General features: G+C 69.5%; 29 protein-coding genes. 22 read left to right on the top strand and 7 right to left on the bottom strand.

The features are described 5' to 3' along the window. Nucleotides 1-30: 30 nt before the first annotated feature. Both GGQ87_RS05945 and GGQ87_RS05940 read left to right on the top strand, forming a co-directional pair. Nucleotides 31-2,073, top strand: a complete 2,043-nt coding sequence (locus GGQ87_RS05945; RefSeq protein ID WP_168045755.1) for a TonB-dependent receptor — start codon at nucleotides 31-33, stop codon at nucleotides 2,071-2,073. A gap of 123 nt (nucleotides 2,074-2,196) precedes the next feature. Then, a complete protein-coding gene (locus tag GGQ87_RS05940) occupies nucleotides 2,197-2,991 on the top strand; it encodes a SapC family protein (RefSeq protein WP_168045754.1) in 795 nt (264 codons plus the stop codon). 84 nt (nucleotides 2,992-3,075) lie between these two features. Here the strand turns inward: GGQ87_RS05940 and GGQ87_RS05935 are convergent, their stop codons facing one another. Further along, nucleotides 3,076-3,483, bottom strand: coding sequence for a hotdog family protein (locus tag GGQ87_RS05935; RefSeq protein ID WP_168045753.1), 408 nt, complete (start codon nucleotides 3,481-3,483; stop codon nucleotides 3,076-3,078). A gap of 10 nt (nucleotides 3,484-3,493) precedes the next feature. Then, nucleotides 3,494-4,516, bottom strand: coding sequence for an NADP-dependent oxidoreductase (locus tag GGQ87_RS05930; RefSeq protein WP_168045752.1), 1,023 nt, complete (start codon nucleotides 4,514-4,516; stop codon nucleotides 3,494-3,496). A 361-nt stretch (nucleotides 4,517-4,877) separates the two neighbouring features. On the opposite strand from GGQ87_RS05930, the gene GGQ87_RS05925 reads away from it, so the two are divergent. Further along, a complete protein-coding gene (locus GGQ87_RS05925; protein ID WP_168045751.1) occupies nucleotides 4,878-5,246 on the top strand; it encodes a hypothetical protein in 369 nt (122 codons plus the stop codon). A gap of 69 nt (nucleotides 5,247-5,315) precedes the next feature. Here the strand turns inward: GGQ87_RS05925 and phyR are convergent, their stop codons facing one another. Further along, nucleotides 5,316-6,110, bottom strand: a complete 795-nt coding sequence (gene phyR / locus GGQ87_RS05920; protein ID WP_168045750.1) for an anti-anti sigma factor/receiver protein PhyR — start codon at nucleotides 6,108-6,110, stop codon at nucleotides 5,316-5,318. A 193-nt stretch (nucleotides 6,111-6,303) separates the two neighbouring features. Between phyR and nepR the strand changes: the two genes are divergently transcribed. The 6 genes from nepR to GGQ87_RS05890 all read left to right on the top strand — a co-directional run bounded on the left by nepR (nucleotide 6,304) and on the right by GGQ87_RS05890 (nucleotide 12,418). Then, the gene (gene nepR, locus GGQ87_RS05915) at nucleotides 6,304-6,504 is read left to right on the top strand and encodes an anti-sigma T factor NepR (protein ID WP_168047364.1); all 201 of its coding nucleotides are present in this window, start codon (nucleotides 6,304-6,306) and stop codon (nucleotides 6,502-6,504) included. Continuing rightward, nucleotides 6,501-7,109 (top strand): sigma-70 family RNA polymerase sigma factor, encoded by a 609-nt coding sequence (locus GGQ87_RS05910; protein ID WP_168045749.1) that lies wholly within the window; start codon nucleotides 6,501-6,503, stop codon nucleotides 7,107-7,109. Before nepR ends, GGQ87_RS05910 begins: the two co-directional genes overlap by 4 nt. 1 nt (nucleotide 7,110) lies before the next feature. Further along, nucleotides 7,111-8,886, top strand: coding sequence for a sensor histidine kinase PhyK (gene phyK / locus GGQ87_RS05905; RefSeq protein ID WP_342448309.1), 1,776 nt, complete (start codon nucleotides 7,111-7,113; stop codon nucleotides 8,884-8,886). 38 nt (nucleotides 8,887-8,924) lie between these two features. Beyond that, nucleotides 8,925-9,062: an entericidin EcnA/B family protein gene (locus GGQ87_RS05900; protein ID WP_168045748.1), complete on the top strand. Its 138-nt coding sequence runs from the start codon at nucleotides 8,925-8,927 to the stop codon at nucleotides 9,060-9,062. A gap of 194 nt (nucleotides 9,063-9,256) precedes the next feature. Then, the gene (locus GGQ87_RS05895; RefSeq protein WP_168045747.1) at nucleotides 9,257-10,924 is read left to right on the top strand and encodes an MFS transporter; all 1,668 of its coding nucleotides are present in this window, start codon (nucleotides 9,257-9,259) and stop codon (nucleotides 10,922-10,924) included. A gap of 36 nt (nucleotides 10,925-10,960) precedes the next feature. Next, a complete protein-coding gene (locus tag GGQ87_RS05890; RefSeq protein ID WP_168045746.1) occupies nucleotides 10,961-12,418 on the top strand; it encodes an NAD-dependent succinate-semialdehyde dehydrogenase in 1,458 nt (485 codons plus the stop codon). Here GGQ87_RS05890 and GGQ87_RS05885 read toward each other — a convergent pair. Further along, nucleotides 12,415-12,744 carry an ArsR/SmtB family transcription factor gene (locus GGQ87_RS05885; RefSeq protein ID WP_168045745.1) on the bottom strand — a complete coding sequence of 110 codons (330 nt, stop codon included), beginning with the start codon at nucleotides 12,742-12,744 and terminating at the stop codon, nucleotides 12,415-12,417. The genes GGQ87_RS05890 and GGQ87_RS05885 overlap by 4 nt on opposite strands. Before the next feature lie 46 nt (nucleotides 12,745-12,790). On the opposite strand from GGQ87_RS05885, the gene GGQ87_RS05880 reads away from it, so the two are divergent. Further along, the gene (locus GGQ87_RS05880; protein ID WP_168045744.1) at nucleotides 12,791-13,267 is read left to right on the top strand and encodes an SRPBCC family protein; all 477 of its coding nucleotides are present in this window, start codon (nucleotides 12,791-12,793) and stop codon (nucleotides 13,265-13,267) included. A gap of 3 nt (nucleotides 13,268-13,270) precedes the next feature. Here GGQ87_RS05880 and GGQ87_RS05875 read toward each other — a convergent pair whose 3' ends face one another. Both GGQ87_RS05875 and GGQ87_RS05870 read right to left on the bottom strand, forming a co-directional pair. After that, nucleotides 13,271-13,765: a hypothetical protein gene (locus GGQ87_RS05875; protein ID WP_168045743.1), complete on the bottom strand. Its 495-nt coding sequence runs from the start codon at nucleotides 13,763-13,765 to the stop codon at nucleotides 13,271-13,273. A 54-nt stretch (nucleotides 13,766-13,819) separates the two neighbouring features. Further along, nucleotides 13,820-14,287, bottom strand: coding sequence for an Lrp/AsnC family transcriptional regulator (locus GGQ87_RS05870; protein ID WP_342448343.1), 468 nt, complete (start codon nucleotides 14,285-14,287; stop codon nucleotides 13,820-13,822). A 155-nt stretch (nucleotides 14,288-14,442) separates the two neighbouring features. Here GGQ87_RS05870 and ald point away from each other — a divergent pair, with 155 nt between their 5' ends. The 12 genes from ald to GGQ87_RS05810 all read left to right on the top strand — a co-directional run bounded on the left by ald (nucleotide 14,443) and on the right by GGQ87_RS05810 (nucleotide 24,682). Beyond that, nucleotides 14,443-15,561, top strand: coding sequence for an alanine dehydrogenase (gene ald, locus GGQ87_RS05865; RefSeq protein WP_168045741.1), 1,119 nt, complete (start codon nucleotides 14,443-14,445; stop codon nucleotides 15,559-15,561). A 232-nt stretch (nucleotides 15,562-15,793) separates the two neighbouring features. Next, the gene (locus tag GGQ87_RS05860) at nucleotides 15,794-16,066 is read left to right on the top strand and encodes a hypothetical protein (RefSeq protein ID WP_168045740.1); all 273 of its coding nucleotides are present in this window, start codon (nucleotides 15,794-15,796) and stop codon (nucleotides 16,064-16,066) included. A gap of 30 nt (nucleotides 16,067-16,096) precedes the next feature. Next, nucleotides 16,097-17,155: a GTPase ObgE gene (gene obgE / locus GGQ87_RS05855; protein ID WP_168045739.1), complete on the top strand. Its 1,059-nt coding sequence runs from the start codon at nucleotides 16,097-16,099 to the stop codon at nucleotides 17,153-17,155. A gap of 48 nt (nucleotides 17,156-17,203) precedes the next feature. Beyond that, nucleotides 17,204-18,175 (top strand): DUF6624 domain-containing protein, encoded by a 972-nt coding sequence (locus GGQ87_RS05850; protein WP_168045738.1) that lies wholly within the window; start codon nucleotides 17,204-17,206, stop codon nucleotides 18,173-18,175. Nucleotides 18,176-18,232: 57 nt separating this feature from the next. Continuing rightward, complete coding sequence (locus GGQ87_RS05845) at nucleotides 18,233-18,418, top strand: hypothetical protein (protein ID WP_168045737.1); 186 nt, start codon at nucleotides 18,233-18,235, stop codon at nucleotides 18,416-18,418. A 77-nt stretch (nucleotides 18,419-18,495) separates the two neighbouring features. Continuing rightward, entirely contained in the window at nucleotides 18,496-19,188 is a 693-nt protein-coding gene (locus tag GGQ87_RS05840; protein ID WP_168045736.1) for a nicotinate-nucleotide adenylyltransferase, read from the top strand. A 116-nt stretch (nucleotides 19,189-19,304) separates the two neighbouring features. Continuing rightward, on the top strand, nucleotides 19,305-19,724 hold the full coding sequence (gene rsfS / locus GGQ87_RS05835) for a ribosome silencing factor (protein WP_168045735.1): 420 nt from the start codon (nucleotides 19,305-19,307) through the stop codon (nucleotides 19,722-19,724). A gap of 9 nt (nucleotides 19,725-19,733) precedes the next feature. Further along, on the top strand, nucleotides 19,734-20,198 hold the full coding sequence (rlmH, locus tag GGQ87_RS05830) for a 23S rRNA (pseudouridine(1915)-N(3))-methyltransferase RlmH (RefSeq protein WP_168045734.1): 465 nt from the start codon (nucleotides 19,734-19,736) through the stop codon (nucleotides 20,196-20,198). After that, entirely contained in the window at nucleotides 20,198-21,271 is a 1,074-nt protein-coding gene (locus tag GGQ87_RS05825; protein WP_168045733.1) for a murein hydrolase activator EnvC family protein, read from the top strand. The genes rlmH and GGQ87_RS05825 overlap by 1 nt, the downstream gene beginning before the upstream one ends. Nucleotides 21,272-21,417: 146 nt before the next feature. After that, nucleotides 21,418-22,788, top strand: coding sequence for a S41 family peptidase (locus GGQ87_RS05820; protein ID WP_168045732.1), 1,371 nt, complete (start codon nucleotides 21,418-21,420; stop codon nucleotides 22,786-22,788). Between the two features lie 109 nt (nucleotides 22,789-22,897). Continuing rightward, nucleotides 22,898-24,088 carry a divergent polysaccharide deacetylase family protein gene (locus GGQ87_RS05815; protein WP_168047360.1) on the top strand — a complete coding sequence of 397 codons (1,191 nt, stop codon included), beginning with the start codon at nucleotides 22,898-22,900 and terminating at the stop codon, nucleotides 24,086-24,088. Nucleotides 24,089-24,208: 120 nt separating this feature from the next. Beyond that, nucleotides 24,209-24,682, top strand: a complete 474-nt coding sequence (locus GGQ87_RS05810; protein WP_168045731.1) for an RNA pyrophosphohydrolase — start codon at nucleotides 24,209-24,211, stop codon at nucleotides 24,680-24,682. Here the strand turns inward: GGQ87_RS05810 and GGQ87_RS05805 are convergent. Next, the gene (locus GGQ87_RS05805) at nucleotides 24,679-24,921 is read right to left on the bottom strand and encodes a DUF1272 domain-containing protein (protein WP_168045730.1); all 243 of its coding nucleotides are present in this window, start codon (nucleotides 24,919-24,921) and stop codon (nucleotides 24,679-24,681) included. The two genes, GGQ87_RS05810 and GGQ87_RS05805, sit on opposite strands and share 4 nt — an antisense overlap. Between the last annotated feature and the right edge of the window lie 15 nt (nucleotides 24,922-24,936).

Here is a 24,936-nt window from a genome sequence, read left to right as displayed (position 1 = left end):
AACACTGCGCCTCCCTATGAGGCCCGCCCGATGATCTCCCGCCGTTCCCTTCTCCTCGCCGCCTCCGCCTCCATCGCCATCGCGCCTCCCGCCATGGCCCAGGTCGCAGCGCCCAACGGCCCGCAGGGACCGTCGGAGGAGCCGCAGGTGCGGGTGGACGACGTGATCGTCACCGGCACGCCCTTCGGCATCGGCCAGCGCGCCACCACCATCGCCACCTCCGTGCTGGACGAGGAAGCGCTTGCGGTCGCACCGGCGGCCTCACTCGGTGATCTGCTGAGCGGCCTTCCCGGCCTGCGCTCAACCAGCTTCGCCCCGGGCGCCAGCCGGCCGGTGATCCGCGGCCTGACCGGCCCGCGCGTGCAGGTGCTGACCAACGGCGTCGGCCTGATCGACGCCTCGTCCGTGTCGCCCGACCACCAGGTCGCCACCGATCCGGCGGAGTCGAACCGGATCGAGGTCGTGCGCGGCCCGGCCACCCTCGCCTACGGCGGCTCGGCCATCGGTGGCGTCATCAACATTCTCGACGGCCGCGTTCCCGAAGAACAGCCGGACGGCGGTCTCGACGGCGCCCTGTCGGCCCAGACCTCGACGGTCGATCAGGGCGCCTCGTTCGCGGCGCATGCCGACGTCGGCCTCGGCCGCTTCGTCCTCCATGTGGACGGTCTGAAGAAGGACGCCGACGACTACGACATTCCCTCCCCGCCGATCTCGCAACGCCTGTCCGATGCGACCGGCGTCCCGCGCGACGGGACCGGGACCCAGTCCAACAGCTTCTCGGAGCTTGAGGCATGGGACATCGGCGGCTCGTTCGTCGCGGACTCCGGCTTCGCCGGGGTCTCGTACAAGGAAACCGACAGCACCTATGGCGTCGTGGCCGAGGAAGACGTCTTCATCCAGCTGGAGCAGCAGCGGTTCGACGCGCGCGGAGAATACCGGTTCGGAGCCGGGCCCTTCCGGGCGATCCGCGGCAGCTACGGCCAGGCCGACTACACCCACACCGAGTTCGAGGCGGTCGGCGTTCCGGGCACGACCTTCGCCTCGGACGGCCACGAGGCGCGCCTCGACCTGATCCAGCGGGACCGCGGCGGCTGGAACGGCGCGGTCGGGGCCCAGACCCTGTCGCGCGAGTTCTCCGCCGTGGGCGACGAGGCCTATATCCCGGCGTCGAAGATCGAGGAGGCCGGCGTCTACACCGTCCAGCGGCTGGATCGGACGGGCTATGGTTTCGAGGGTGGCCTGCGCTACGACCGCCGCACCCTGACGGCCACGCCGCTGGGAACCACGACCGGGGTCGAGCGCGCGTTCGACAATTGGTCGGCCTCCGCCGCGGCGTTCATCCGGCCCTCGCGCGACCTGTTCCTCGGCCTCAGCCTCGCCCGCAACGAACGCGCGCCGTCCGAGGTCGAACTGTTCGCCGACGGCCTGCACATCGCCACCGGCGCCTATGAGACCGGCGATCCGACGCTCGAAAGCGAGAAGGTCACGACGCTGGAGGGCACGGTCCATCTGGATCGCGGCGCCCTGCGCGGCGACCTGCACGTCTACGCCTCGAAATACGACGGCTTCATCGACGCCCGCGACACCGGTTCGGTCTTCGTCGACGGCGGCGAGTCCTTCCCGATCTTCCAGTATGTGCAGACCGGCGCCGACTTCCGCGGCTTCGAGGCGCAGCTGGCTTATGACGTCTGGACCTCGGGCGACCGCGTCGTGACGCTGGAAGGCGCGGCAGACCACGTCGACGCCGACACCGATCTGGGCCCCGCGGCGCGAATCCCGCCATGGTCGCTGACCGGCCGCGTACATTACGCCTCCAGGCCGGTCGACCTCAGCCTTGAGGTGCGCCGCGTCGGGGAACAGGACGATGTCGCCGCGTTCGAACTGCCGACGGACGGGTACACCATGGTCAATCTGTTCGGGGCCTGGCGGCCGTTCGCCGACCGCAACGTCACCCTGTTCGCCGAGGGCCGGAATCTCGGCGACGTCGAGGCGCGCGAGCACGCCTCCTTCCTCAAGGACATCGCGCCGCAGCCCGGCCGCAACCTGCGCGTCGGGGTCAACTACCGGTTCTGATCCAACCCGTCCGAAGTCGCTTTCACCGCGCGCTTCACCGCCCGGGGGAACCGCGTTTGCCGCCCCGCGCCGTCTGGGCTAGAAGCGCCGTTCCCTTTTTCATCCAGAGCTCGTTTCGCGTCCATGACCGACACCACCGCCAACGCCGCCCCGCTCTCGGGCAACGTCCTGTTCTACGGCAAGCCGGAACCGCTCTCGATCGAGGCGCACAGCGCCCTCGGCGTCAATCCGGTCGAGCAGCCCTACGCCTTCGTGGCCAACACCAACATCGTGCCGCTGACGGTGACCGAGTTCGCGCCCGCCGCCCTGACCTATCCGGTGATCTTCGTCGGCGACGCCCGCCAGCCGGTCGCGGTGATGGGTCTGCGTCCGGGTGAGAACCTGTTCGTCAGCGAGGCCGGCGCCTTCAAGGCCGAGGCCTACATCCCGGCCTATGTGCGCCGCTATCCGTTCGTCTTCGCCAACGACGAAGTCCAGCAGCGCCTGATCCTGTGCATCGACCGCGACGCGCCCTTCATCACGGAAGGCGGCGCCACGCCGCTGTTCGTCGAGGGCCAGCCCTCGCCCTACGTTCAGCAGGCGATGGAGTTCTGCAATAATTTCGAGCAGGAGCGCTTGCGCACCGAGGCCTTCATCAAGCTGCTGACCGACCTCGACCTGTTCGAGACCCGCGAAGCCGTCTTCACGCCGCGCAACCCGGACGGCACGACCGCCGCGCCGCAGAAGATCGCCGAGTATTTCGCGGTCTCGGAAGAGAAGCTGAAGGCCCTGCCGGCCGACAAACTGGTGGAACTGCGCGACAACGGCGCCCTGGGCCAGATCTACGCCCACCTCGTGTCGCTGCTGGGCTGGGATCGTCTGATCGCCATCGCCTTCCAGAAGGCCGCCGCAGGTCAGGCGACCGCCGGCAACGCCTAGGAAGGCAGCAGGCAACAGGCAGTAGGCATCAGGGCGGCTCGTTTCGGCGGGCCGCCCTTTCGCTGCGCTCTAAGTTCCTGCTGCCTATCGCCGGGCCAGCAACGCCCGTGTCAGGCAGGAGAAGACCAGCCGACCCGCCTCGTCGAGCAGGTCGTGCTGGGCGATGACGATGCCCTTTTCGTCGCCGACCGGATCCTTGCCCATGATGGTCATCCGACCGCGCATCAGTTCGCCGGCCGGGGGATTACGCATATAGCGCAGGCCGTCGACGGCCAGCACCTTTGACTGGGCCCAGCCCGAGGACTTGTCCGCGAACAGCCGGCTCCACAGGGCGTAGACCATGGCGTCCGGCGCACCGTAGGACGCGTCCCAGCCGGGCGAGAACCGCTCGATGAAGACCTCCATCGCCGCCTCGTCGACCATGCAGGCGCCGAGGGGCACCACCTCGCCCACGGCCAGATCCTCGAAATGGACGTGGAGCGGTTCGGTCATGCGGAGATCCTCAGCCCGCGGGCTCTTCGGACACCCGCACCAGCAGCTTGCCGTCGTGGTTGCCGGTGAACAAGCGGTTCAGCGAATCCAGCGCGCCTTCGAGTCCGTCGTCGACGTGGACCTTCCACTTCACCTCGCCGGACTGCAGCCACGGCCCCATCTCCGCAACCATCTCGCGGGCGCGGTGGGCGTAGTCCAGAACGAGGAAGCCCCTCACATTGAGCCGGTGGGTGATGATGCGCGAGAAGTTCGGCGACGGCGGCATCTTCGTCGCATTGTAGGCCGAGATCAGACCGCAGACCGCCATGCGGCCATGGGTCTTCAGGCGGTTGAAGACGGCGATCATGATGTCGCCGCCCACGTTCTCGAAATTCATCTCCACGCCGTCGGGCGCAAGCCGGTCCAGCGCATCGCCGACGTCCTCGTTCTTGTAGTCGATGGCCGCGTCGAACCCGAGTTCCTCGGTCAACCAGCGGCATTTCTCGGGACCGCCGGCGATGCCGATGACGCGGGCGCCGCGCGCCTTGGCCACCTGGCCGGCGATCGAGCCCACGGCCCCGGCCGCAGCCGAGATCACCATCGTCTCGCCCGCCTGCGGTTTCAGCACATCGGTGACGCCGAAATAGGCGGTCAGGCCGGTCATGCCGAGCACCGACAGATTGGCCGTCAGCGGAAGACCCGGCGCGCGGTGCACCTGACGCAGCTCCATCTCCGGCACGATCGCATAGTCGGCCCAGCCGCCCGACAGGGGCGTGACGATGTCGCCGGCCCGGAAGCGGCTGGAGCGGCTCTCCTCGACCACGCCGAGCGTCAGGCCGCGCATGACGCCGCCGATCGGGACGGGCGGCAGATAGCCTTCCGCGTCGTTCATCCAGGTGCGGTTGGTGGGATCCAGAGACAGGTAGACGGTGCGGACCAGGACCTCGGATTCGTTCAGGGCTGGAACCGGAGATTCGACCAGCTCCAGATCGCCCGGCTGGATCAGGCCCTTGGGCCGCTGGCGCAGCACCCACTGCCGGTTGACGCGAGCCATGGACGATCTCCGTTGTCTGGCGCCATCGCCCTTCGGGCTGCTTGAGCGCAGGTTTTCTTTCAGGACGCGCCATCTTGGCCATGGCGCGCGACCTGTCCAGCGGGCGGGGCAAAGAAAAAGGCGGACCGCAGAGGGTCCGCCTTGAAGTGGCATCATCGAGAATGAGGCGCGGAGGCGACAGACTGGTTCTCACCAGTCTCAAGTCGGGGGGGCGTCGCCGCCTCCGCAGACCGATAACGGAGCGGACCCCATGCGGTTCCACCCGGACGCAGCTTTTTTCGCTTGGGGCGCGAGCGCCGGAACAGCCGCGCTGGCAACGGCGTTCACCCCGCACAGACAAACCGCCGTCGGAGGCCGCGCCATGACCCATGAATCTCCCCACGACAAGGCCGCCGACGCGGTCCACGAGGGCCGTCCCGTCGAGGCCCAGTATGTGCGGGGCGGCCGGGGCGGCGTCCGCATCCTGACCTTGCTGGTCATCTCGCTCGCCGCGGTGGCGATCCTGCTGCTCGGCATGTGGTTCGTCAGCCAGGGCGGCTTCGCCAAGACCAACGCCAACGATGGCGATCAGGCCGTCGACGCCGCGGCCTTCCAGGCCGACCGGACGGATATTCCCGCCGCCGACGCCCCGACCACCTCGACCGGCCAGCCGACCACGCCGCCGACCGGCGAGGCGCCCAACGTCAACGCGCCCGTCGTCTCGGCCCAGCCCTCCGCTCCGGCCCAGTAAACGCCTGACATCCGCGCAGCAAAAAGCCCCGGTCCTGCGACCGGGGCTTTTCACGCGTCGGGGGAGAAATCAGGCCGCTTCGCGCTGGCGCGACGGGTGGAAGAACAGCGCCTGGCTGATCGCCGCCTTCACCGTCTCCGGCTGGAAGGGCTTGGTGATCAGGAAGGTCGGCTCGGGCCGTTCGCCGGTCAGCAGACGTTCCGGGAAGGCGGTGATGAAGATCACCGGCACGTCGATCCGCTTCAGGATGTCCTTGACCGCGTCGATGCCCGACGAACCGTCGGCCAGCTGGATATCGGCCAGAACCAGACCCGGGCGGTGGCGGGCGACGGCGTCGACCGCTTCATCGTGAGTCGTGGCAGTGCCGGTGACGCGATGGCCCAGTTCCTTCACCAGGCTCTCGATGTCGGCCGAGATGATGGCCTCGTCCTCGATGATCAGCACGTCGGTGGCCAATTCGGCGTCGATGTCCGACTGGGCCTCGGCGATCAGACGCTCGACGTCCATGGCGTCGGCGTCGAGGATCTGCGCCGCTTCGGAAGGTGTGAAGCCTTCCAGCGCGGTCAGCAGGAAGGCCTGCCGCGAGCGCGGAGCGATCTGCATCAGACGGCGCGAGGCGTCGTCGCGCCCTTCCATGCCGCTCTTGTCTTCCAGCTGGGCGCCGGTCGAGGCCCAGATGGCGTGGAACACATGATAGAGGGCGACCCGGGGGGTCATCTCCGGCGGCAGCTGACGCTCGCCCGCGGCCAGCGCTTCCAGCGCGACACGGACGTAGTTGTCCCCGGTGGTCTGGTCGCCGGTCAATGCGCGGGCGTAGCGGCGCACATACGGCAGGTGCGGCGCGAGACGGGCCAGCAAGCTCATGAAATCTTCCCCGACATGAATAGCGGTCCTCTCAAATGGGACCTCGGCAGTGCTCGTCAACGTATCAAATCGGCCACGGTTCCCAAGGCACGCGAAAGCTTGAGCATTAATCCGCGGTAACCTAGGAACCGTCCATCGGCGCTGGCGTTTCCGGCAGTCGAGCAACAGCGTCAGGGTGGCGGCCGTTCATTCAATGACAGAAAATTCGAATCCTTCCCGCAAGGCGGCGCCCCAGCCCGGGCCCGCATTGGAGGAGGCACGCCTTCGTCAGCAGGCGATCGGGGTCAAGCTCCGGCACATGTTCGACGAGGTGGTTAACGAGCCGGTGCCGGACGAGTTCCTGGACATCCTGCGCCGCGCCGACGAACGCTCGTCGGACGGGAGCGGCGCATGAGCGGCGCTTCGACTCCGCCGCCCAAGCCTCCCTCCGCAGACGACAACGCCTTCAAGAGGGAGCTGGTCGCGCTGATCCCGCACCTGCGCGCGTTCGCACGCACGCTGACCGGTGATCCGACCGCCGCCGACGATCTGGCGCAGGACGCGATGATGAAGGCGTGGGACGCCCGCGCCAGCTATCAGATGGGCACCAATATGAAGGCCTGGACCTTCATGATCCTGCGCAACCAGTTCTACTCGGAAAAGCGCCGTTCGTGGCGCCAGTCCCAGCTGGACCAGGAAGCCGCGGAACGCACCCTGGTGGCGGTCGACGACCCGGAATCGCCGGTGGCGCTCGACGAGCTTCGTCTGGCGCTGGCCACCCTGCCCGAGGAACAGCGGGAAGCCCTGATCCTCGTCGGCGCCGGCGGCTTCGCCTACGAAGAGGCTGCTGAGATCTGCCAGTGCGCGGTCGGTACGGTGAAGAGCCGCGTCTCCCGCGCCCGCAAGGCGCTGCAGGCCACGCTTGAGCGGGGCGGCTACGCCCGCGACGGCCGCTCGGCCGGCGACGCCATGCGTTCCATTCTGGCCGACGCCGATCGCCTGAGCAGCGTCAGGGGCTGAGGTGATCCGCGTCGGGCGAGCGCTCGGTCGGGGTCTGGCTCCACCGCAGTTCCACGGCATCCGTTTTCGCCTCGGCGCAGCGCTGGCCTTCGCGCTGCTGCCGGTGCTGGCCCTCGGGGCGTTTCAGGCCAATACCCAATTCCGGGTACAGGATCTGGAGCGGCGCGAGGATCTTCAGCTCGCCGCCGAGCGGACGGCCGCCAGCGTCAAGGGTCGGCTCGACAGCACCACCGTCCTGCTTCAGGCCCTGCGTCCGGAAGCGCTGGAGCTGTTCTGCGAGCCGCGACTGACCTCGCTGGTGGAGCGCATCGAGGCGATCGACGGCCTCGCCCGCGTGACGCCGACGGGTCAGACCACCTGCGCCTCGCGCCAGCTCACCGCCGCCGCTCCCACCTGGCTGACGCAGGCCCCTTCCTCGCCGTGGTTCCAGCGCCTGCGCGAGGGTGAGGACACGGTCCTGGCCCGTGCGCCCATTCGGGCAGGCGAGGCGCCTGGCCTGATCGTCGCCATCCGGCTGGAACGCCCGCTCGGCGCCTTCGACGGGGCCATGATCGCGGTCATCCCGTTGACGGCGCTGCAGCCCGACATCGCCGACCGCGCCCTGCCCGAGGGCTCGCAGGCCGCGCTGACCGATGGCGAAGGCCGCATCCTGACGGCCACCGATCTGAAGGCCTTCACCCTCGTTCGCGGCCGCAGCCTGACCGGCTGGGTCGAACGGGCGCGGCAGGACGCCTCGGCCATCTTCGAGGCGGATGACGCCGCGGGCCGCCACCGGGTCTATGCCGGAGCCGCCCTCGCCGGCCGCGATGTCTATGCCCTGCTGTCGGCCCCGGCTCCCGGCCTTCTGTCCTGGGCCCGGCTGAACCCGGTCGGCGCGTTCATGGTGCCGCTGCTGGCCTGGCTGATCGCCTTCTTGTCGGTCATGTGGGTGTCCGAACGGATCGTGGTCCGCTGGCTGGTCTATCTGGAGCGGGTCGCGGCCATCTATGCGCGAGGGCGGTTCACCGTCCGGCCGGTGCAGGCGATGAACGCGCCGGCGGAAATCCGCGTGCTGGCGCGCACCCTCGACGATCTGGCCGAGACCATCACCACCCGCGACTCGGCGCTGAACACTTCGCTGGAGGAAAAGGACGCGCTGATGCGCGAGATCCACCACCGGGTGAAAAACAACCTGCAGATCATCTCGTCCCTGCTGTCGATGCAGCAGCGCGCCCTGACCGATCCGCAGGCCAAGGCGGCGGTGGGCGACACGCGCCAGCGCATCTCGGCCCTGGCCCTGATCTACCGCACCCTCTACCAGAGCGCCGACCTGCGCTACGCCGACGCCCGCATCTTCCTGACCGAACTGGTCGGGCAGCTGGTGTCCAGCGAGGCCGGGCGGGGACCGGTGGTCACCTCGTCCGTCGAGGCGGACTCCCTCGTGGTCGATCCCGACAAGCTCGCCCCGCTGGCCCTGTGGCTGGTCGAGGCCGTGACCAACGCCCAGAAACACGCCTTCGCCGGCCGCGGCGGCGACCTGCAGGTTCGCTTCCGCGTCGAGGGCGAGAGCAGCATCCTCGAGGTCGAGGACGACGGGCCCGGCGTCAGCGAAACCTTCCGGGCGGGCGTCGGCCGCACCCTGATGGGGGCCTTCGCCAAACAGCTGCGCGGCGAGGTGGAGATGGTCTCCGCCCCCGGCGGCGGCACCATCGCCCGCATGACCTTCGCCACGCCCGAAGCCATCACGCCGACCGATCCGTCGGACCTTGGAACCCGTCCCGCGCCACGACGTTCTTGAAGCATACGCCACCTCCCCGGCGCCAAGGAGATCGCACCATGCGCAAGATTTTCGTTCTCGTCGCCGCCGCCGCCGCCCTTACCGCGGCCGCCTGCAACACGGTTTCGGGTGTCGGTCGTGACGCCTCGGCCGCCGGCAACGCCGTCACCGGCGCCGCGGAAGACGCCAAGAACTAACCGTTTCGAGTTCCCGGCCGCGGCTCTCCCCCGACACGCGGCTCGGTTGAAGAAGGCCCGCCTGGCTTCCCCCCGCCGGCGGGCCTTCGCTTGTCTGGAACCCGTCCGGCGCTTGCGTGGCGCGGCGGCGGCGCTAGCATCGCGCTGAAGGCGTCCGCAGACGACGCCGTGAGGCGACAGCGGGGGCTACGACCATGACGGAACAGGCGACACGGACCGACGCCGGCCCCGGGCTCAAGACCGTGGTGATCGCCTCGGCGTCCGGCACAGCCTTCGAATGGTACGACTTCTTCGTCTTCGGCTCGCTGACGACGATCATCGCAAGACATTTCTTCGCCGACGCCGGCGAGACCGTCAGCTACATCATGGCCCTGCTGACCTTCGGCCTCGGCTTCGTGGTGCGGCCGCTGGGGGCGCTGGTGTTCGGCTGGTTCGGCGACCGGACCGGGCGCAAGACCACCTTCCTCGTCACCATCACCCTGATGGGTCTGGCCACCGTCGCCATCGGCCTGCTGCCCGACTACGGACAGATCGGCATCGCCGCCCCCATCCTGCTGCTGCTCATGCGCATGTTCCAGGGCTTCGCGCTGGGCGGCGAGTATGGCGGCGCCGCCATCTATGTCGCCGAACATTCGCCGCCGAAGAAGCGGGGCCTGCTGACCGGCTGGATCCAGACCACCGCCGCCATGGGGCTGATCGGCGCCCTGACGGTCATCCTCGTCACCCGCGCCGCCCTCGGGACCGAGGCCTTCGATGCATGGGGCTGGCGCATTCCCTTCCTGCTCTCGGCCCTGCTGCTCGCGGTGTCCCTGTGGATCCGCCTGAAGCTCAACGAGAGCCCGGCCTACCAGCAGATGGAGGCGGAGGCCTCTGACAGCGACCACCGCGCGCCCTACCGCGAGGCCTTCATGACGTGGAGCAATGGCCGCTTCGTGCTGATCGCCCTGTTCGGCGTCATGATCGCCCAAGGCGCGGTCTGGTACTGCGGCTATTTCTACACCCGCTTCTTCATGGAGCGGGTGCTGAAGGTCGACACCAACACCGTCGACCAGCTGGTGCTGGCCGTCACCGTCGCCTCAGCCCTGCTCTACATCTTCTTCGGCTGGCTCTCGGACCGGATCGGCCGCAAGCCGGTGATGCTGTTCGGCATGATCCTGGCGCTGGTCGCCTTCTTCCCGGGCTTCCACGCCCTGACGAAGGCGGCCAATCCGGCGCTGGCCGAGGCCCAGGCCTCCTCGCCCGTGACCGTCATCGCCGACCCCGCGACCTGCGCCCTGCAGTTCGATCCCATCGGCAAGGCGACCTTCTCCAGCGCCTGCGACATCGCCAAGAGCGTGCTGTCAAACGCCGGCGTCTCCTACGACAACGCCACGGCCTTGCCGGGCTCCGTCGCCACCGTTCGTGTCGGCTCCGCCGAAGTCGCGTCGGTCGAGGGCGCGGGCATGACGCCGGCCCAGCTCAAGGCCGCGCGCACCGACGTCGAAACCCGCGTGAAGGCCGCGCTCGTCGCCGCCGGCTATCCGGAGAAGGCCGACCCCGCGCGGATCAACATGCCGTTCGTCTTCGCCATCCTGATGATCTTCATGGTCGGCGCCACCGCCCTCTACGGCCCGCAGGCGGCGGCCCTGGTCGAGCTGTTCCCGACGCGGGTGCGCTACACGGCCATGAGCCTGCCCTACAACATCGGCACCGGCTGGGTCGGCGGCCTGCTGCCCGCGGCCAGCTTCGCTCTGGTGGCGGCGTCGGGGAATATCTATTTCGGCCTCTGGTACTCCGTAGCCTTCACCCTGGTCGCCGTGATCGTCAGCCTCATCTGGCTGCCGGAAACGAAGGGCCGGGACCTGAACACCATGGAAGACTGAGCGTTCTTTCCGTTCCTCCCCGAACCGGACGATCCCATGACCCAATCCGCCCGCGACGCCGGCCTCGCCCTGCTGCGCGAACACGCCTTCATCGCCGGCGAGCCGGTCGCCTCCGCCAAACGCATCCCCGTCGACGACCCCGCCACCGGCGAGATCATCGGCCATGTGCCGGACCTCGGCGCCGCCGAGACCGAGCGCGCCATCCAGGCCGCCCACGACGCCTTCCCCGACTGGTCCCGCTCCGACCCGCACAAGCGCGCAACCTTCCTGCGCGAATGGGCCCGGCTGATCGACGAGAACACCGAGGGGCTCGGCGCCCTGATGGCGCTCGAAAACGGCAAGCCGTTCGAGGAGGCCAGGGGCGAGGTCGCCTATGCCAACAGCTTCATCAAATGGTTCGCCGGCGAGGCTGAGCGCCTGCTGGGCGAGACGCAGGACAGCCCGCTGGGCCACGTCATCCTGACCTTCCGCGAGGCGGTCGGCCCCTGCGCCTTCATCACCCCGTGGAATTTCCCGGCGGCCATGCTGACCCGCAAGCTGGGGCCCGCCTTCGCCGCCGGCTGCACTGCGGTGGTCAAGCCGGCCAGCCAGACTCCCTTCACCGCCCTCGCCCTCGCCGAGCTGGCCTACGCCGCCGGCCTGCCCAAGGGCGCGCTCAGCGTGATCACAGGCGACGCGGCGACGATCGGCGGCGTCCTGACCGCCTCGCCCCTGATCCGCAAGCTCAGCTTCACGGGCTCCACCCCCGTCGGCCGCAAGCTGGCCGAGCAGTGCGCCCCCACCCTCAAGCGCGTCTCCATGGAGCTGGGCGGCGCCGCCCCCCTGATCGTCTTCGCCGACGCCGACATCGACCTCGCGGTCGCGGAAACCGTCAGGGGCAAGTTCCGCAACTCGGGCCAGACCTGCGTCTGCCCCAACCGCGTCTATGTCGAAGCCTCGGTCGCCGACGCCTATGCCGAAAAGCTGGCCGCCGAGGTCGCGAAAATCCCCGTCGGCGCCGCCTTCGAGACCGGCGTGAAGGTCGGCCCCCTGATCGAGGACAAGGCCATCGCCAAGGTCGAGGATCACCTTGCCCGCGTCCAGGCCTCCGGCGGCAAGGTCCTGACCGGCGGCGCGCGCCACGCACTCGGCGGCCGCTTCTTCCAGCCGACCGTCACCCTCGGGGGCGACGATGAACTGTTCCGTCACGAGGAGACCTTCGGCCCGCTGATCCCCGTCTTCCCCTTCAACAGCGAGGACGAGGTGCTGGGCAAGGCCAACGACAGCGAGTTCGGCCTCGCCTCCTATGTCTTCACCCGCGACCTCGACCGCGCCATGCGCGTCGGCCGCCGCATCGAGGCCGGCATGTGCGGCGTCAACACCGGCCTGATCTCTACCGCCGTCGCCCCGTTCGGCGGCGTCAAACAGTCGGGATACGGCCGCGAGGGCTCCGTCCACGGCATCGACGAATACGTGGACATCAAGGCTGTCACCCTGGCCCTGAAACAGGCCTAGCCCGCACCCTCCAGATCGGTCTTCAGCCGCTCGAGCACATCCACCGCCCGTGCGGCGTGGGGCCCGATCCAGCGATCATGCACCTGCTTGATCGGCAGGGGATTCAGGTGGTTCCACCGCTCCCGTCCCTTCCGCTGGACGATGATCAGATCCGCCCCTTCCAGCACCTTCAGATGCTGCATCACCGTGCACCGGTCCAGCGAACCGAACCGCTCGCAGAGTGCTCCGGTCGTTTGCGGCGCATCCCTGAGGGCGTCCAGCATGGCCCGCCGCACCCCGGCCGAAAGCGCCTTGAAAATCCGGTCCTGATTCGCCTCGGTTGACATGTTATAATAATATAACATCATAGCCATCTAACAAGGAGCGCGTCCGATGGAACTGAAGTTCAAGGTGTCCGGCCGCATCGCCCGGCCGGTCGAGGATGTCTTCGAGGCCGTGGCCGATCCGGCGAAACTGTCCGCCTATTTCACCACCGGCGGCGCGGTCGGGCGGCTTGAGACGGGCGCCACGGTCCAGTGGGATTTCGCAGACTTCCCCGGCGCCTTCCCGGTTGAGGTCGTGGAGGTCGAGCCCAACCGCCGCATCGTTCTGCGATGGCAGGCCAACGACGGGCCGCCCAAGGACGGTCAGGCGACGGCGGCCGCCGCCTATATGACCACCGTGACCTTCACCTTCGAACCGCTCGACGACGGCCGCACCCTCGTCACCATCGAGGAGTCAGGCTGGCGCGAAACGCCGACGGGGCTCAAGGCCGCCTTCGGCAACTGCCAGGGCTGGTCGCAGATGCTGGCCGCCCTCAAGGTCTGGGTCGAGCACGGCATCAACCTGCGCGAAGGCTTCTACGTCTGAGCCTCAGGCGCAGGCCCAGCCTCGGCCGTCGTCGTCGGCGGCGGGCGGCGCCCTGCCAGGGCGGCTCGGTCGAACTCGCGTCTGACGTCCGCCGCGCAGACCCGCCCGCAGGCGGACGACGGCCGTCTCGATCCGCAACTTCATGGCTTGCGCCAGCGGTCGTAGCCGGGTGTTTGCGGCGATAACGCTGACCGCCGCCACGACCTCGACATAGGCCAGCACATCGCCGGCGGCGAGCAACGCGAGTTCGACCGGCAGGAGCTGAATCAGCATCATCGCGCCGACCACGATCAGCACCGACCGCCAGAGCGGACCGGAAAACAGAACGGCGATCCAGCCCTCGACCCGTGACCTCGCTTGGGGGCTCGCGGCGCAGATCAGGCTCAGGCAGAGCCCCAGACCGGGGAACAGGGCGCTGCCGCCTGAGGCCAGCGCCAGCGCTGCCCACAGCAGGGACAGCGCCGCGGCCCCGTACCAGATCCAGTCTTCACGCGTCATGCCGCCCTCCGAACCGCCGCGCTTCAGATGGCGCTGCGGAACCGCGGCGCAAGATCACACCGGCAGCGCCCCGCGCTTCACCACCGTCCGCATCGCCACGCTGGACGACACCCGCGTCACGCCCGGTATCCGCGTCAGCTCGCGTGAGTGCACCCGCTCCAGATCGTCCACGTCCCGCACCACCAGCCGCAGCAGATAGTCAGAGCCGCCGGTCATCAGATAGCATTCCACCACCTCCGGCACGGTGGCGATGGCCGTCTCGAAGGCGGTCAACGCCGCTTCCGACTGCGACGACAGGGTCACCGTGACGAACACGCTGATCGGCAGGCCGACGGCGCGTTCGTTGATGATGGCGGCGTATCGGCTGATCACCTCCGCTGCCTCCAGCGCCCTCAGCCGCCGCAGGCAGGCGCTCTCGGACAGGTTCACCGTCTTGGCCAGATCGGCGTTGGTCATCCGCCCGTCGCCCTGCAGGGCGCGGATCATCTTCCGGTCGGTGTCGTCCAGAGCGACGGCGGAAATCGTCTTCAAGCGCGGACCTCTTCGCAGATTCTGCGACTTTACGCCGATCACCCGGTGAAAAGAACAGGAACCTGCGTTCGGACCGCCGCTAGATTGCCGCGCGACGCGAGGCCGCCGCAGAGCGCGCCCGCACCCTGTTGCAAGAGGAACCTCCCATGCGCGTCGGCGTCCCCAAGGAAATCAAGAAGAATGAACACCGCATCGGCCTGACGCCGACCGCCGTGCGCGAATACGTGGCCCACGGCCACACCGTCTCGATCGAGACCGGCGCCGGCCTCGGCGCGGGCTTCACCGACGCCGACTACAAGAAGGCGGGCGCCCAGATCGTCGCCGACGCGAAGACCATTTTCGCCGACAACGACATGATCGTGAAGGTCAAGGAGCCGCAGAAGGTCGAGTGGGAAATGCTCCGCGAGGACCAGATCCTCTTCACCTACCTGCACCTCGCGCCGGATCCCGAGCAGACCAAAGGCCTGATCGCATCGAAATGCGCCGCGGTCGCCTATGAGACCGTCACCAATGCCCAGGGCGGCCTGCCCCTGCTGGCCCCGATGTCGGAAGTCGCCGGCCGTATCGCCGTCTTCTCGGCCGCCGAGACCCTGCTCAAGCACAACGGCGGCATGGGCCTGCTGTTCTGCGGCGTCCCCGGCGTGGCCCCGGCCCGTGTCCTCGTTCTCGGCGGCGGCGTCGTCGGCCTCAACGCGGCCCGCATGGCCATGGGCCTCGGCGCCGAAGTCGTGGTCCTCGAACGCTCGATCCCGCGCATGGCCTATATCGACGAGGTCACCAACGGCCGCGTCATCACCCGCTACTCCTCGATCGGCGCGGTCGAGGAAGAGATGGTCAAGGCCGATGTCATCATCGGGGCCGTGCTGGTTCCGGGGGCCGAGGCTCCCAAGCTGATCAAGCGCGAGCACCTCAAGTCGATGAAGCCCGGCTCGGTGCTGGTCGACGTCGCCATCGACCAGGGCGGCTGCTTTGAAACCAGCCACGCCACCACCCACGAGGATCCGACCTACGTCATCGACAACGTGGTCCACTACTGCGTCGCCAACATGCCCGGCGCCGCCCCGCGCACCTCGTCCGAAGCCCTCAACAACGCCACCCTGCCCTTCGGCCTGGCGCTGGCCGACAAGGGCCTGGACGCACTGAAGGACAATCCGCACCTCGCGCGCGGCCTGAACGTGCTCAAGGGTGAGATCACCTATCCGGCGGTGGCGGAGGCCATGGGCCTGTCGTGGAGCGATCCGTTCGGCGTGTGGGCCAAGGGCTGAACCCCGCAAATCTCGGAGAAAGGGCGGCTTCGGCCGCCCTTTTTCTTTGCGCCATCTCCCGTGGCTTGCGGCATGGGGTTATCGTGCGCCTATGAACCCCGAGCCGCCGTGGCAATTTCCAGTCATCCTGATCCTCACCGCGGTCGTGGCGATGGCCGCGGGCTGGTCGACTACACGCCGCGCAGCCCTGTCTGTTGAAGACGCGACGGCGTGCAGTGCGATCACATGGGTCATGCAGAACGCTGGCTACGAGCGAGGCGAAGGCGGCAGCATCATACCCGTCGACCATCGCCCCGACCTGACGACCCGCGCCGACGCCATTGCAGCCGCGCTGGACGGTGACCAGCGCCGCTGGACCCGCCACGAGGCCGCTATCCGCCAGGCCTTCAGCGAGTCGGCCGGCGCCGACCTGATCTGGCAAACTGTCGAGGGCGACGCCATCCTGCGCGACAGGCTGAACCCGCTGGCCGAGGCCTGCGAGCGCAAGCTGGGTCTGCGCCTGTAATTCGCCGCTCTCTTCCGGCATAAGCCGCCGATGAAGTTTCTCGACCAGGCCAAGATATACATCCGCTCCGGCAACGGCGGCGGCGGCGCCGTCTCGTTCCGGCGCGAAAAGTTCATTCCGAACGGCGGCCCCGACGGCGGCGACGGCGGCAATGGCGGCAACGTCTGGATCACCGCGGTCGAGGGCCTGAACACCCTGATCGACTACCGCTACCAGCAGCATTTCAAGGCCCAGACCGGCATCCACGGCATGGGCCGGCAGATGCACGGCGCCAAGGGCGAGGACGTCATCCTCAAGGTTCCGGTCGGCACCCAGGTGCTGGACGAGGACAAGGAGACCGTGCTGCTCGACATGGATGCCGCCGGCAAGACCGAGATGCTGCTGAAGGGCGGCAACGGTGGCTGGGGCAACGTCCGCTTCAAGGGCCCGTCGAACCAGGCGCCCGCCTACGCCAACCCCGGTCAGGAAGGTCAGGAGCGCTGGATCTGGCTGCGCCTGAAACTGATCGCCGACGTCGGCCTCGCCGGCCTGCCCAACGCCGGCAAGTCGACCTTCCTCGCCGCCGCCTCGGCCGCGCGGCCCAAGATCGCCGACTATCCCTTCACGACGCTGGTGCCCAACCTCGGCGTGGTCGATCTGTCGCCCACCGAACGGTTCGTCATCGCCGACATCCCCGGCCTGATCGAGGGCGCCCACGAAGGAGCCGGCATCGGCACCCGCTTCCTCGGCCACGTCGAGCGCTCGGGCTGCCTGATCCACCTGATCGACGGGACCCAGGACGACGTCGCCCGGGCCTACGCCATCATCCGCCACGAGCTGGAGGCCTACGGCGCCGGCCTCGCCGACAAGCCCGAGGTGCTGGCGCTCAACAAGATCGACGCCCTGACCCCCGAGGCGCGCGAGGAAAAGGCCGCCGAACTCGAGGCCGTCGCCGGCCGCCGCCCGATGCTGGTCTCCGGCGTCTCCGGCGAAGGCGTCACCGAACTCCTCCGCGCCGCCTGGACCGAGGTCCGCAAGGACCGCGGCGAGGTCGCCCCCGCCGAGACGGACGAAACGGTGGTCGAAACCCCCGGCGGCTGGGCGCCTTGATTTCGGCATGAAGCGACGCTGTTCTTCTCGTCCACGGGAGGGCCGGCCATGTTTCGCTTCACCAGAGCGCTCGCCGTCGCGCTAGCCGGGCTCTCGCTCTCGGCCTTCCAGGCCGTTCCGCCGCAAGTGCCGCCACAACTCGTGGAGCTGGCGGATGACGCCGCAGCGGCGGAGGCGTTCGACTACATGGCCTTCAAGGCGACGGGCGCGGACCTGCGAGGCCTCCCCGACGCGATCTACATGAGGGCCCGCGACCGCTGCCTCACCGCCGGCGAGGAGGCCTTGCAGATGGGTCTCTCGGCTGCGCTTGAGGCCCCCGACGCCGAAACCTTCGAGGCAGACAAGGTCGCCGCCGCGGAGGCTCTGGCCCGCTGGGACGCCTACGCCGAGAAGCTGGCCGGCGGCTATCAGGAACCGGAACAGCCGTTCGCCTCGGTGGCCAGCTGGTATCGCGGCATGGCCCGCGCCACCACGGAGCGGGAACGAGAACTCTACCGCCGCGTGGCCGAGGACCAGTTGACCCGGCACGGATTCGGAGCGGGCCCAAAGGTGTGGGGCGAGCTCAGCCCCGGCGCCCAGACACGGATGCTCGGCCACCTCCGCCGCCGGGTGTGCGGGATCGACAGCGACAACACCGCATGGCTCAAGGCGGACCTCGCCGCCAACGGCTGGTACCGCACCTCCGCCTTTCATCCCGCCGCTAGCAACGCCGCATGGCTGATGATCCAGCACGCGGATCGCGACCCCGCATTCCAGCAGGAGATGCTCGTCCTGCTCGAGCCCCTCGCGGCGGAGGGCGAGATCGAGCGCTCCGACTTCGCCTATTTGTTCGACCGGGTGGCGGTGAACGCCGGGCGGCCCCAGCGCTACGGCAGTCAGGGCCGCTGCGTGTCGAAGGGCGTCTGGGCCCCCAACGATCTCGAGGACGCCGAGCGCGTGCAGGCCCTGCGGGACGACTTCAACATGGGCTCGCTGGCCGAATACACGGCGCACATGCATCAGTTCTGCGCCGACTTCTAAGGCTGACGGCGGAACGCAATTCCGCACCGGCTCCTTTCCCGACGAAAGGAGCCCCCCATGTCCGACAAACCGATCCAGACCGAAGGCCGGGACGACAACGGCGCCATTCCGCTCGGCCGGCCCGACGCCTCGACCTCCGACGCGGCGGTCAAGCGCAACGCCGAACGCGAGCAGAAGAGCGCCGGCCCGGACGGTCCCGACGCCACCGAGGTCGGCGACACCTTCAAGAAACAGCCCGGCTGACCACAGGCGACACCCGGGGCGGGGCGTGTTAGCTCACTGCTGAGCATAAGTCCGCCAAAGCCCGCCCAGAGCCCGCCTTGTCCTTCTTCCACGCCGGTCCTGCGCCGCGAGCCTTCGGTCCCCGACCGGGCGGCCTGCGTGACGGGCTCGACCTCCAGCCGGGCATGAAGGTCGGCCTCTTCGGCGGCTCGTTCAACCCGGCCCACGACGGCCACGCCCATGTCGCGGAGACGGCGCTGCGGCGGCTGGGACTGGACCGCGTGGTCTGGCTGGTCTCGCCTCAGAACCCGCTCAAGGACGCCCGCGACAGCGCCCCTCTGGTCCAGCGCATGGCATCCGCCCGCGCCGCCGCCGCCAGCGCCGCGTCCGGCCCCGCCATGATCGTCTCCGATTTCGAGACCCGCGTCGGCACGCAGTGGACCGTCGACACCCTGCGCGCCCTGACCGCCCGCCATCCCGGCGTGCGTTTCGTCTGGCTGATGGGCTCCGACAATCTGGCGACCTTCCACCGCTGGCGCGGCTGGACCGACATCATGCGGATGATGCCCATGGCGGTGATCGCCCGCCCCGGCTCCGAGCTGGACAGCCGCACCGCCCCCGCCGCCGCCCGCTTCTCCGCCGCCCGCGTCCCCGCCGCGAAAGGCCGGGTGCTGCCCTATCTCGAAGCCCCCGCTTGGACCTACATCACCGCCCCGCTCAACCCCCGCTCCTCGACGGCGCTCCGGGCGCGGGCGAAGGCTGAAGCCGGGGCCGCCGGGCGCAACGCGTGACGCCTTGAGCGGTTTGTGCTAGACTGCCCCTTTAGTAATCTCCCCGGAGCCCTCCGCTGACCCCCTCGCCCGCGCACGATGCGCAAGACAGCGCCGTTTCGAACACGGCGCACGAGATGGACCCCATCGCGCCCATCCATTCAGAAGACGGTCCCCGAGAGAGCGGTCACGAGGCTCCCCTTCCCGTCGGCGCGACCCCGCTGGAAGAGGCCATTCTCTCGCGCCTCGACGACGACAAGGCCCAGGACATCGTTCTCATCGATCTGAAGGGCAAAAGCCCGATGGCCGACACCATGATCATCGCCTCCGGGCGCTCGCACCGTCACGTCGGCGCCCTGGCCGATCACCTGCAGCGCACGCTGAAGGAACAGGGCCTCGGCAAGGTCAAGGTGTCCGGCCTGCCGCACTGCGATTGGGTCCTGCTCGACGCCGGCGACGTGATCGTCCACCTGTTCCGCCCGGAAGTCCGCAGCTTCTACAACATCGAGAAGATCTGGTCGGTCGACAGCGGCCACCGCGTCGACGCCCGCGCCTAGACTCCTGACATGAAGCTGGCCGTCATCGCCATCGGCAAGCCGGGGCGCGGCCCCGAGGCGACGCTGGCGGCCGACTACGCCGAACGCGCGACCCTGTCCGGTCGGGCGCTCGGCTTGGGTCCGCTCGAGCTGATCGATCTGGAAGCCCGCAAGCCCGGCAAGGCGGCCGAGGCCGAGCTGATCCTCAAGGCCGCCGAGGGCGCGCATCTGATCGCCTGTGACGAGCGCGGCAAGACCTTCTCCAGCCGCGCCTTCGCCGATCACATCGCCGGGCTCCGCGACCGCGGTGAGCGCCGCCTCGCCTTCGCCATCGGCGGGGCCGACGGGCTGGACGACAGCGTCCGCGCCGCCGCCGCCTCGACCCTCGCCTTCGGCCCCCAGACCTGGCCCCACGCCCTCGCCCGCGCCATGCTGGCCGAGCAGCTCTATCGCGCCGTGACCATACTGGCCGGATCGCCCTATCATCGCGACTGATGCGTCGCGCCCTCTTGTCCCTTCTGTTCGCCCTGACCGCCCTGCCGGTGGCCGCCGCCGCGCCGCAGACAGCCGAGATCGGCCGCCTGCGCGCCGAGTTCCGTGACGAACAGGCCCGGGCACGCCGCCTTCGCGCCGAGGCCGCGGAAGCCGCCGCCGAGATCACCCGGCTGGAGCGCGAGCTCGCCTCGCTGGGCGCCGACGTGGCCGCCGGCGACCGCACCATCTCGGCCCAGCGCGCCCGCCTGAAGGAGCTCAGCGACCGCGAGGCCGCCCTCGTCGCCCGGCTGTCGCAGGCGCGCGGCCGTCAGGCGCGGCTGTTGTCCGCCCTGCAGATGATGAGCCGCCGTCCGCCCCCGCCCCTGCTGGTTCCCGCCGACAAGGCGATCGACACCGTGCGCGCCGCCATCCTGATGAAGGCCGTCGCGCCCGAACTTCAGGCCCGCGCCCGCGCCCTCGCCGACCGGCAGGACGAGCTGATCCGCATCCGCCGCCTGGCCGCCCTCAACAGCGAGGCCCTGTTCACCGCCGAGAGCGAGCAGGGCGACCGCCGCGCCCGCGCCGAAGCCCTCGCCGCCCGCCAGACCCGCCTGCGCTCCATCCTCAAGGCCGAGGCGGAAACCGCCGAACGCGCCGCCCGCGCCCTCGAAACCCGGCTGAAGGCCCTCGGCGGAACCGTCCCGACCCTCGACGCCGAGGCGCCGGTCTCGACCGCCAGCCGTCCCGCCGGCCGCGACCGCCTGACTCCGCCCGTCGGCGGCGCGCCCTCGGTCCGCTTCGGCTCCGGTTCCACCGGCTGGCGCTGGCGCGGCGACGATCTCACCGCCTCGGCGCCCGCCGCAGGCCGCGTGGCCTGGACCGGCCCGCTGGAAGGCTGGGGCCAGGTGGTCATCCTCGACCTCGGCCCCGGCTGGCGCGCCGTCGTCTCCGGCCTCGAGGACGTCTCCGTCGAAACCGGCGCACGCGTCGCCGACGGCCAGCCGCTGGGCCGCGCCGGCCCCGACGGCGAGATCGCCTTCGAGCTCCGCCGCGACGAACGCCCCGTCGATCCGGCGCCGTGGCTGGGCCGCTGATCGGCCCGGAACAGGCGAATCCGCTTCCCATCCCCCGATGACGCTGATTTTATCGGCGCACCACCGGTCGGCCACGATTTGGTCGCCGGAGACTCCCTATCTGTCGACGTTCAGGCCGCCTCTCACGGCCCGCTGGAAAAGACCGAATGCGCAAGTTGCTGATGATCGGCGCCGCCGCCGCCACCGTGGTCGGACTGGGCGCCGCCACGACCGCCGGACAGACGCCGCGCAACGAGGCCTTCCGCCTGATCGGCCTGTTCGGCGACGCCCTCGCCACGGTCGAGCGGGACTATGTCGTTCCCGTCGACGACAAGAAGCTGATCGAGGCCGCCCTGCAGGGCATGATGGGCGCCCTCGACCCGCACTCCGCCTATCTGCCCCTCAAGGGCTATGCCGAGCTGCGCGAGCGCACCGAGGGCCAGTATTCCGGCGTCGGCCTGACCATCTCATCCGAGGGCGGGCTGGTGAAGATCATCTCGCCCATGGACGGCGGGCCCGCCGCCCGGGCCGGCGTCCAGGCCGGCGACGTCATCTCCTCCATCGAGGGCCAGAACTCGTCGGGCCTGACCGTCAGCCAGGTCTCCGAAAAACTGCGCGGCGCCCCCGGCACCTCGGTCAAGGTCACCTTCCTGCGTGACGGCGAGGAGCCGCGCGAGGTCACCCTGACCCGTGAGATCATCAAGATCGATTCCGTCACCGGCCGCGTCGAGGGCGACTTCGGCGTGCTGCGCATCTCGACCTTCAACGAGAACACCGGCCGCGAGCTGGGGGAGACCATCGCCCGCCTCAAGACCGAGAACCCGGCCATCAAGGGTTACGTCGTCGACCTGCGCAACAACGGGGGTGGCCTGCTCGACGCGGCTATCGCGGTCTCCGACGCCTTCCTCGAACGCGGCGAGATCGTCAGCCAGCGCGGCCGCAGCCCCGAGCAGATCATGCGCTACGCCGCCCGTCCGGGCGACCTGACCGGCGGCCTGCCCGTCGTGGTGCTGATCAACTACGGCTCGGCCTCGGCGTCCGAGATCGTCGCCGGCGCCCTCAAGGACCACCAGCGCGCCACGCTCGTCGGCCTGACCAGCTTCGGCAAGGGCTCGGTCCAGAGCGTCATCCCGCTGCGCGGCGGGGCCGACGGCGCCCTGTCGATCACCACCGCGCGCTACTACACCCCCTCCGGCGCCTCGATCCAGAAGATCGGCATCGAGCCGGACCTCGAGGTCGCCCGTTCGGAGGCCGAGGCCCGCATCGTCTCGCGCTCGAACTTCATCTATTCCGAAGCCGCCTTCGCCACGGCCCTGGACGCCTCCATCGGCGCCGAGCGCAAGGGTCCGCACACCCCGCACGAAGCGCCGGGCGAGGCTTGGGACAAGGACAAGGACTACCAGTTGGAGCGCGCCTTCGACGTGCTCCGCGCCGGCGGAAACCTGACCCGTCTCGCCGCCGCCCCGGAAGGCATCGTCGTCACCGCCCCGGGCACCGCCATGGCCGCGACGAGCCCGGATCCGGCCCCCGAGAACTGAGTACGGCATAGCTAACAGCGCGTTAGGCTTTCTTAACCGACGCGCGGTCAATGTGGGCGCTGAAGGAGTCCGTCCCGCGGACTCTCGTTGAGCGCCCAGTTCCTTGCCCATGTTCGCCAAGCGCCAGTCCGTTCTCGCCGCCACCGCGGGCGCTCCGCCCGCCCGCCGCTCCATGGCCGAAACCTTCGCCCCCGCCGTCCGCGTGCTGAAGAAGCCGCCGGTCGCCGTCGCGGGCGCGGGCGTGCTGCTGCTGGGCGCCGCCGCCCTGTTTGTCACCGTGCTGGGCGACCCTCGCGCCGGAGCCCCCTCGGCCCGCGTCTCGCTCAACCGCCCGGCCGCCGCCGCCACTCCGGTCCCAACCGGGCTCGAAGCCTTCTCGCTGGATGGTTCGGGCCTCTATCAGGACCTCGCCGCCGGCGGCGATCCCGCCCTGATGGGAGAGGCGGTCATCACCCTGCCCGACGGCGCCACCGTCTCCGGCGAGGGCGCGGCCGTCACCGCCCCGCGCGTCGCCGCTCGCCCGCTGACCGCCGCCCCGATCGCCGGCCTCAGCCAGCCAGGGCCCGACGGCGCCCTGCCGCGCATCGCCCCCGACGGCCGCGTCCCCGCCGTCGCCTACGCCCGTCCCTTCGTCTCCAACGGCAAGCCCCGCGTCGCCCTGATTGTCGGCGGCCTCGGCCTCAACGCCGTCACCACCCGCGCCGCCATCGAACGCCTGCCCGCGGAGGTCACTCTCAGCTTCGTGCCCTATGCCGAGGGCCTGCAGGGCTGGATCGACCTCGCCCGCGCCCAGGGCCACGAGGTCATGCTGGAAATGCCGATGGAGCCCACCGGCTATCCGAACAACGACCCCGGCCCCTACACGCTTCTGTCCGGCGCCGGGCCCGCCGACATCAACGCCAAGCTGAACTGGCTGCTGGGCCGGGCCACGGGCTATTTCGGCGTCACCAACTATCTTGGCGACCGCTTCGCCACCTCGGACGAAGGCATGAGCGCCTTCATGACCCGGCTGCGCCAGCACGGCGTCGCCTTCATCGACGATGGTTCGATGAGCCGCCGCCCGGGCGCCTGGGCCCGCGCCAGCGCCAACCGCATCATCGACGAGCAGCAGTCCCCGACCGCGATCGTCGGCCAGCTCAACGCCCTCGAAGCCCTCGCCAAGGCCCGCGGCCAAGCCTTGGGCACGGGCTTCAGCTATCCCGTCACGGTCGAGGCAGCCGCCCGCTGGACCGCCGGCCTCGAAGCTCGTGGCCTGCAGCTGGCGCCGGCCAGTGCACTGGCGAACCGTCCCGGAAGATAGGCAGCAGGCAGCAGGCAGCAGGCAGCAGGCAGCAGGCAGGGCGACAGCAGATATCGCCTCCTGTAAGCAAGACCACCCATCCTCCCTGCTGCCTGCTGCCTGATGCCTGCTGACTCTCCCATGCCCGACCTCTCCCGCTTTCGACCCAATGTCGGCGTGGTGCTGTTCCATCCGAACGGCCGCGTCTGGTACGGCCGCAGGGCGGCGACGCCCGGCCCTCACAACTGGCAGTTTCCCCAAGGCGGCGTCGACGACGGCGAGGATCTCGAAGCCGCCGCCCGGCGCGAACTGCAGGAAGAAACCGGCGTCGTCTCGGTGGAGCTGCTGGCCCGGACGCAGGAGTGGATCGCCTACACCTTCCCGGCGGACTACGGCGGATCGAAACAGGCGCGCGGCTGGGAGGGCCAGAAGCAGCAGTGGTTCGCCTTCCGCTTCACCGGCGACGAGTCCGAGATCGACCTTGAACAGCACGACGAGATCGAGTTCGACGCCTGGCGCTGGGGCCGCCTCGACGAAGCCCCCGACCTGATCGTCCCCTTCAAGCGCGCCGCCTACGAGCAGGTGGTGCAGGCCTTCGCGGGGCTGGTGGTCTAGGCCGCACACCCCGCCGGCTTCAGCACCCGCTTCGTGGACGCCGGATATTTCTCCATCAGCCGAGCCGGACGGATCGGCCGCGGAACGAAGCCGCCGCCGCAGTTCGGGCAGACCCCCTTCAGCGCCCCGTCCACGCATCCCGCGCAGAAGGTGCATTCGAAGGTGCAGATTCGCGCCTCGGCGCTGTCGAACGGCAGGTCGCGGTCACAGCATTCGCAGTTGGGGCGCAGTTCGAGCATGGGAGCCTCCTGATG

The sequence above is a fragment of the Brevundimonas alba genome (assembly GCF_011927945.1).
Classification (GTDB): Bacteria; Pseudomonadota; Alphaproteobacteria; order Caulobacterales; family Caulobacteraceae; genus Brevundimonas; species Brevundimonas alba.
The sequence above is the reverse complement of the archived record's forward strand: the minus strand, read 5'-3'. Positions and strand labels throughout refer to the sequence as shown.

Excerpts from the sequence above, each read along its gene's own strand:
- GGQ87_RS05805 (WP_168045730.1), bottom strand. The coding sequence starts at position 24,921 with ATGCTCGAACTGCGCCCCAACTGCGAATGCTGTGACCGCGACCTGCCG.
- GGQ87_RS05810 (WP_168045731.1), top strand. The coding sequence starts at position 24,209 with ATGCCCGACCTCTCCCGCTTTCGACCCAATGTCGGCGTGGTGCTGTTC.
- GGQ87_RS05900 (WP_168045748.1), top strand. The coding sequence starts at position 8,925 with ATGCGCAAGATTTTCGTTCTCGTCGCCGCCGCCGCCGCCCTTACCGCG.
- GGQ87_RS05860 (WP_168045740.1), top strand. The coding sequence starts at position 15,794 with ATGCAGAACGCTGGCTACGAGCGAGGCGAAGGCGGCAGCATCATACCC.
- GGQ87_RS05850 (WP_168045738.1), top strand. The coding sequence starts at position 17,204 with ATGTTTCGCTTCACCAGAGCGCTCGCCGTCGCGCTAGCCGGGCTCTCG.
- GGQ87_RS05935 (WP_168045753.1), bottom strand. The coding sequence starts at position 3,483 with ATGACCGAACCGCTCCACGTCCATTTCGAGGATCTGGCCGTGGGCGAG.
- GGQ87_RS05945 (WP_168045755.1), top strand. The coding sequence starts at position 31 with ATGATCTCCCGCCGTTCCCTTCTCCTCGCCGCCTCCGCCTCCATCGCC.
- rlmH (WP_168045734.1), top strand. The coding sequence starts at position 19,734 with ATGAAGCTGGCCGTCATCGCCATCGGCAAGCCGGGGCGCGGCCCCGAG.
- GGQ87_RS05910 (WP_168045749.1), top strand. The coding sequence starts at position 6,501 with ATGAGCGGCGCTTCGACTCCGCCGCCCAAGCCTCCCTCCGCAGACGAC.
- GGQ87_RS05890 (WP_168045746.1), top strand. The coding sequence starts at position 10,961 with ATGACCCAATCCGCCCGCGACGCCGGCCTCGCCCTGCTGCGCGAACAC.
- GGQ87_RS05930 (WP_168045752.1), bottom strand. The coding sequence starts at position 4,516 with ATGGCTCGCGTCAACCGGCAGTGGGTGCTGCGCCAGCGGCCCAAGGGC.
- GGQ87_RS05825 (WP_168045733.1), top strand. The coding sequence starts at position 20,198 with ATGCGTCGCGCCCTCTTGTCCCTTCTGTTCGCCCTGACCGCCCTGCCG.
- obgE (WP_168045739.1), top strand. The coding sequence starts at position 16,097 with ATGAAGTTTCTCGACCAGGCCAAGATATACATCCGCTCCGGCAACGGC.
- GGQ87_RS05880 (WP_168045744.1), top strand. The coding sequence starts at position 12,791 with ATGGAACTGAAGTTCAAGGTGTCCGGCCGCATCGCCCGGCCGGTCGAG.
- GGQ87_RS05845 (WP_168045737.1), top strand. The coding sequence starts at position 18,233 with ATGTCCGACAAACCGATCCAGACCGAAGGCCGGGACGACAACGGCGCC.
- GGQ87_RS05875 (WP_168045743.1), bottom strand. The coding sequence starts at position 13,765 with ATGACGCGTGAAGACTGGATCTGGTACGGGGCCGCGGCGCTGTCCCTG.
- GGQ87_RS05820 (WP_168045732.1), top strand. The coding sequence starts at position 21,418 with ATGCGCAAGTTGCTGATGATCGGCGCCGCCGCCGCCACCGTGGTCGGA.
- ald (WP_168045741.1), top strand. The coding sequence starts at position 14,443 with ATGCGCGTCGGCGTCCCCAAGGAAATCAAGAAGAATGAACACCGCATC.
- nepR (WP_168047364.1), top strand. The coding sequence starts at position 6,304 with ATGACAGAAAATTCGAATCCTTCCCGCAAGGCGGCGCCCCAGCCCGGG.
- GGQ87_RS05940 (WP_168045754.1), top strand. The coding sequence starts at position 2,197 with ATGACCGACACCACCGCCAACGCCGCCCCGCTCTCGGGCAACGTCCTG.
- GGQ87_RS05895 (WP_168045747.1), top strand. The coding sequence starts at position 9,257 with ATGACGGAACAGGCGACACGGACCGACGCCGGCCCCGGGCTCAAGACC.
- rsfS (WP_168045735.1), top strand. The coding sequence starts at position 19,305 with ATGGACCCCATCGCGCCCATCCATTCAGAAGACGGTCCCCGAGAGAGC.
- GGQ87_RS05885 (WP_168045745.1), bottom strand. The coding sequence starts at position 12,744 with ATGTCAACCGAGGCGAATCAGGACCGGATTTTCAAGGCGCTTTCGGCC.
- GGQ87_RS05815 (WP_168047360.1), top strand. The coding sequence starts at position 22,898 with ATGTTCGCCAAGCGCCAGTCCGTTCTCGCCGCCACCGCGGGCGCTCCG.
- GGQ87_RS05925 (WP_168045751.1), top strand. The coding sequence starts at position 4,878 with ATGACCCATGAATCTCCCCACGACAAGGCCGCCGACGCGGTCCACGAG.
- phyR (WP_168045750.1), bottom strand. The coding sequence starts at position 6,110 with ATGAGCTTGCTGGCCCGTCTCGCGCCGCACCTGCCGTATGTGCGCCGC.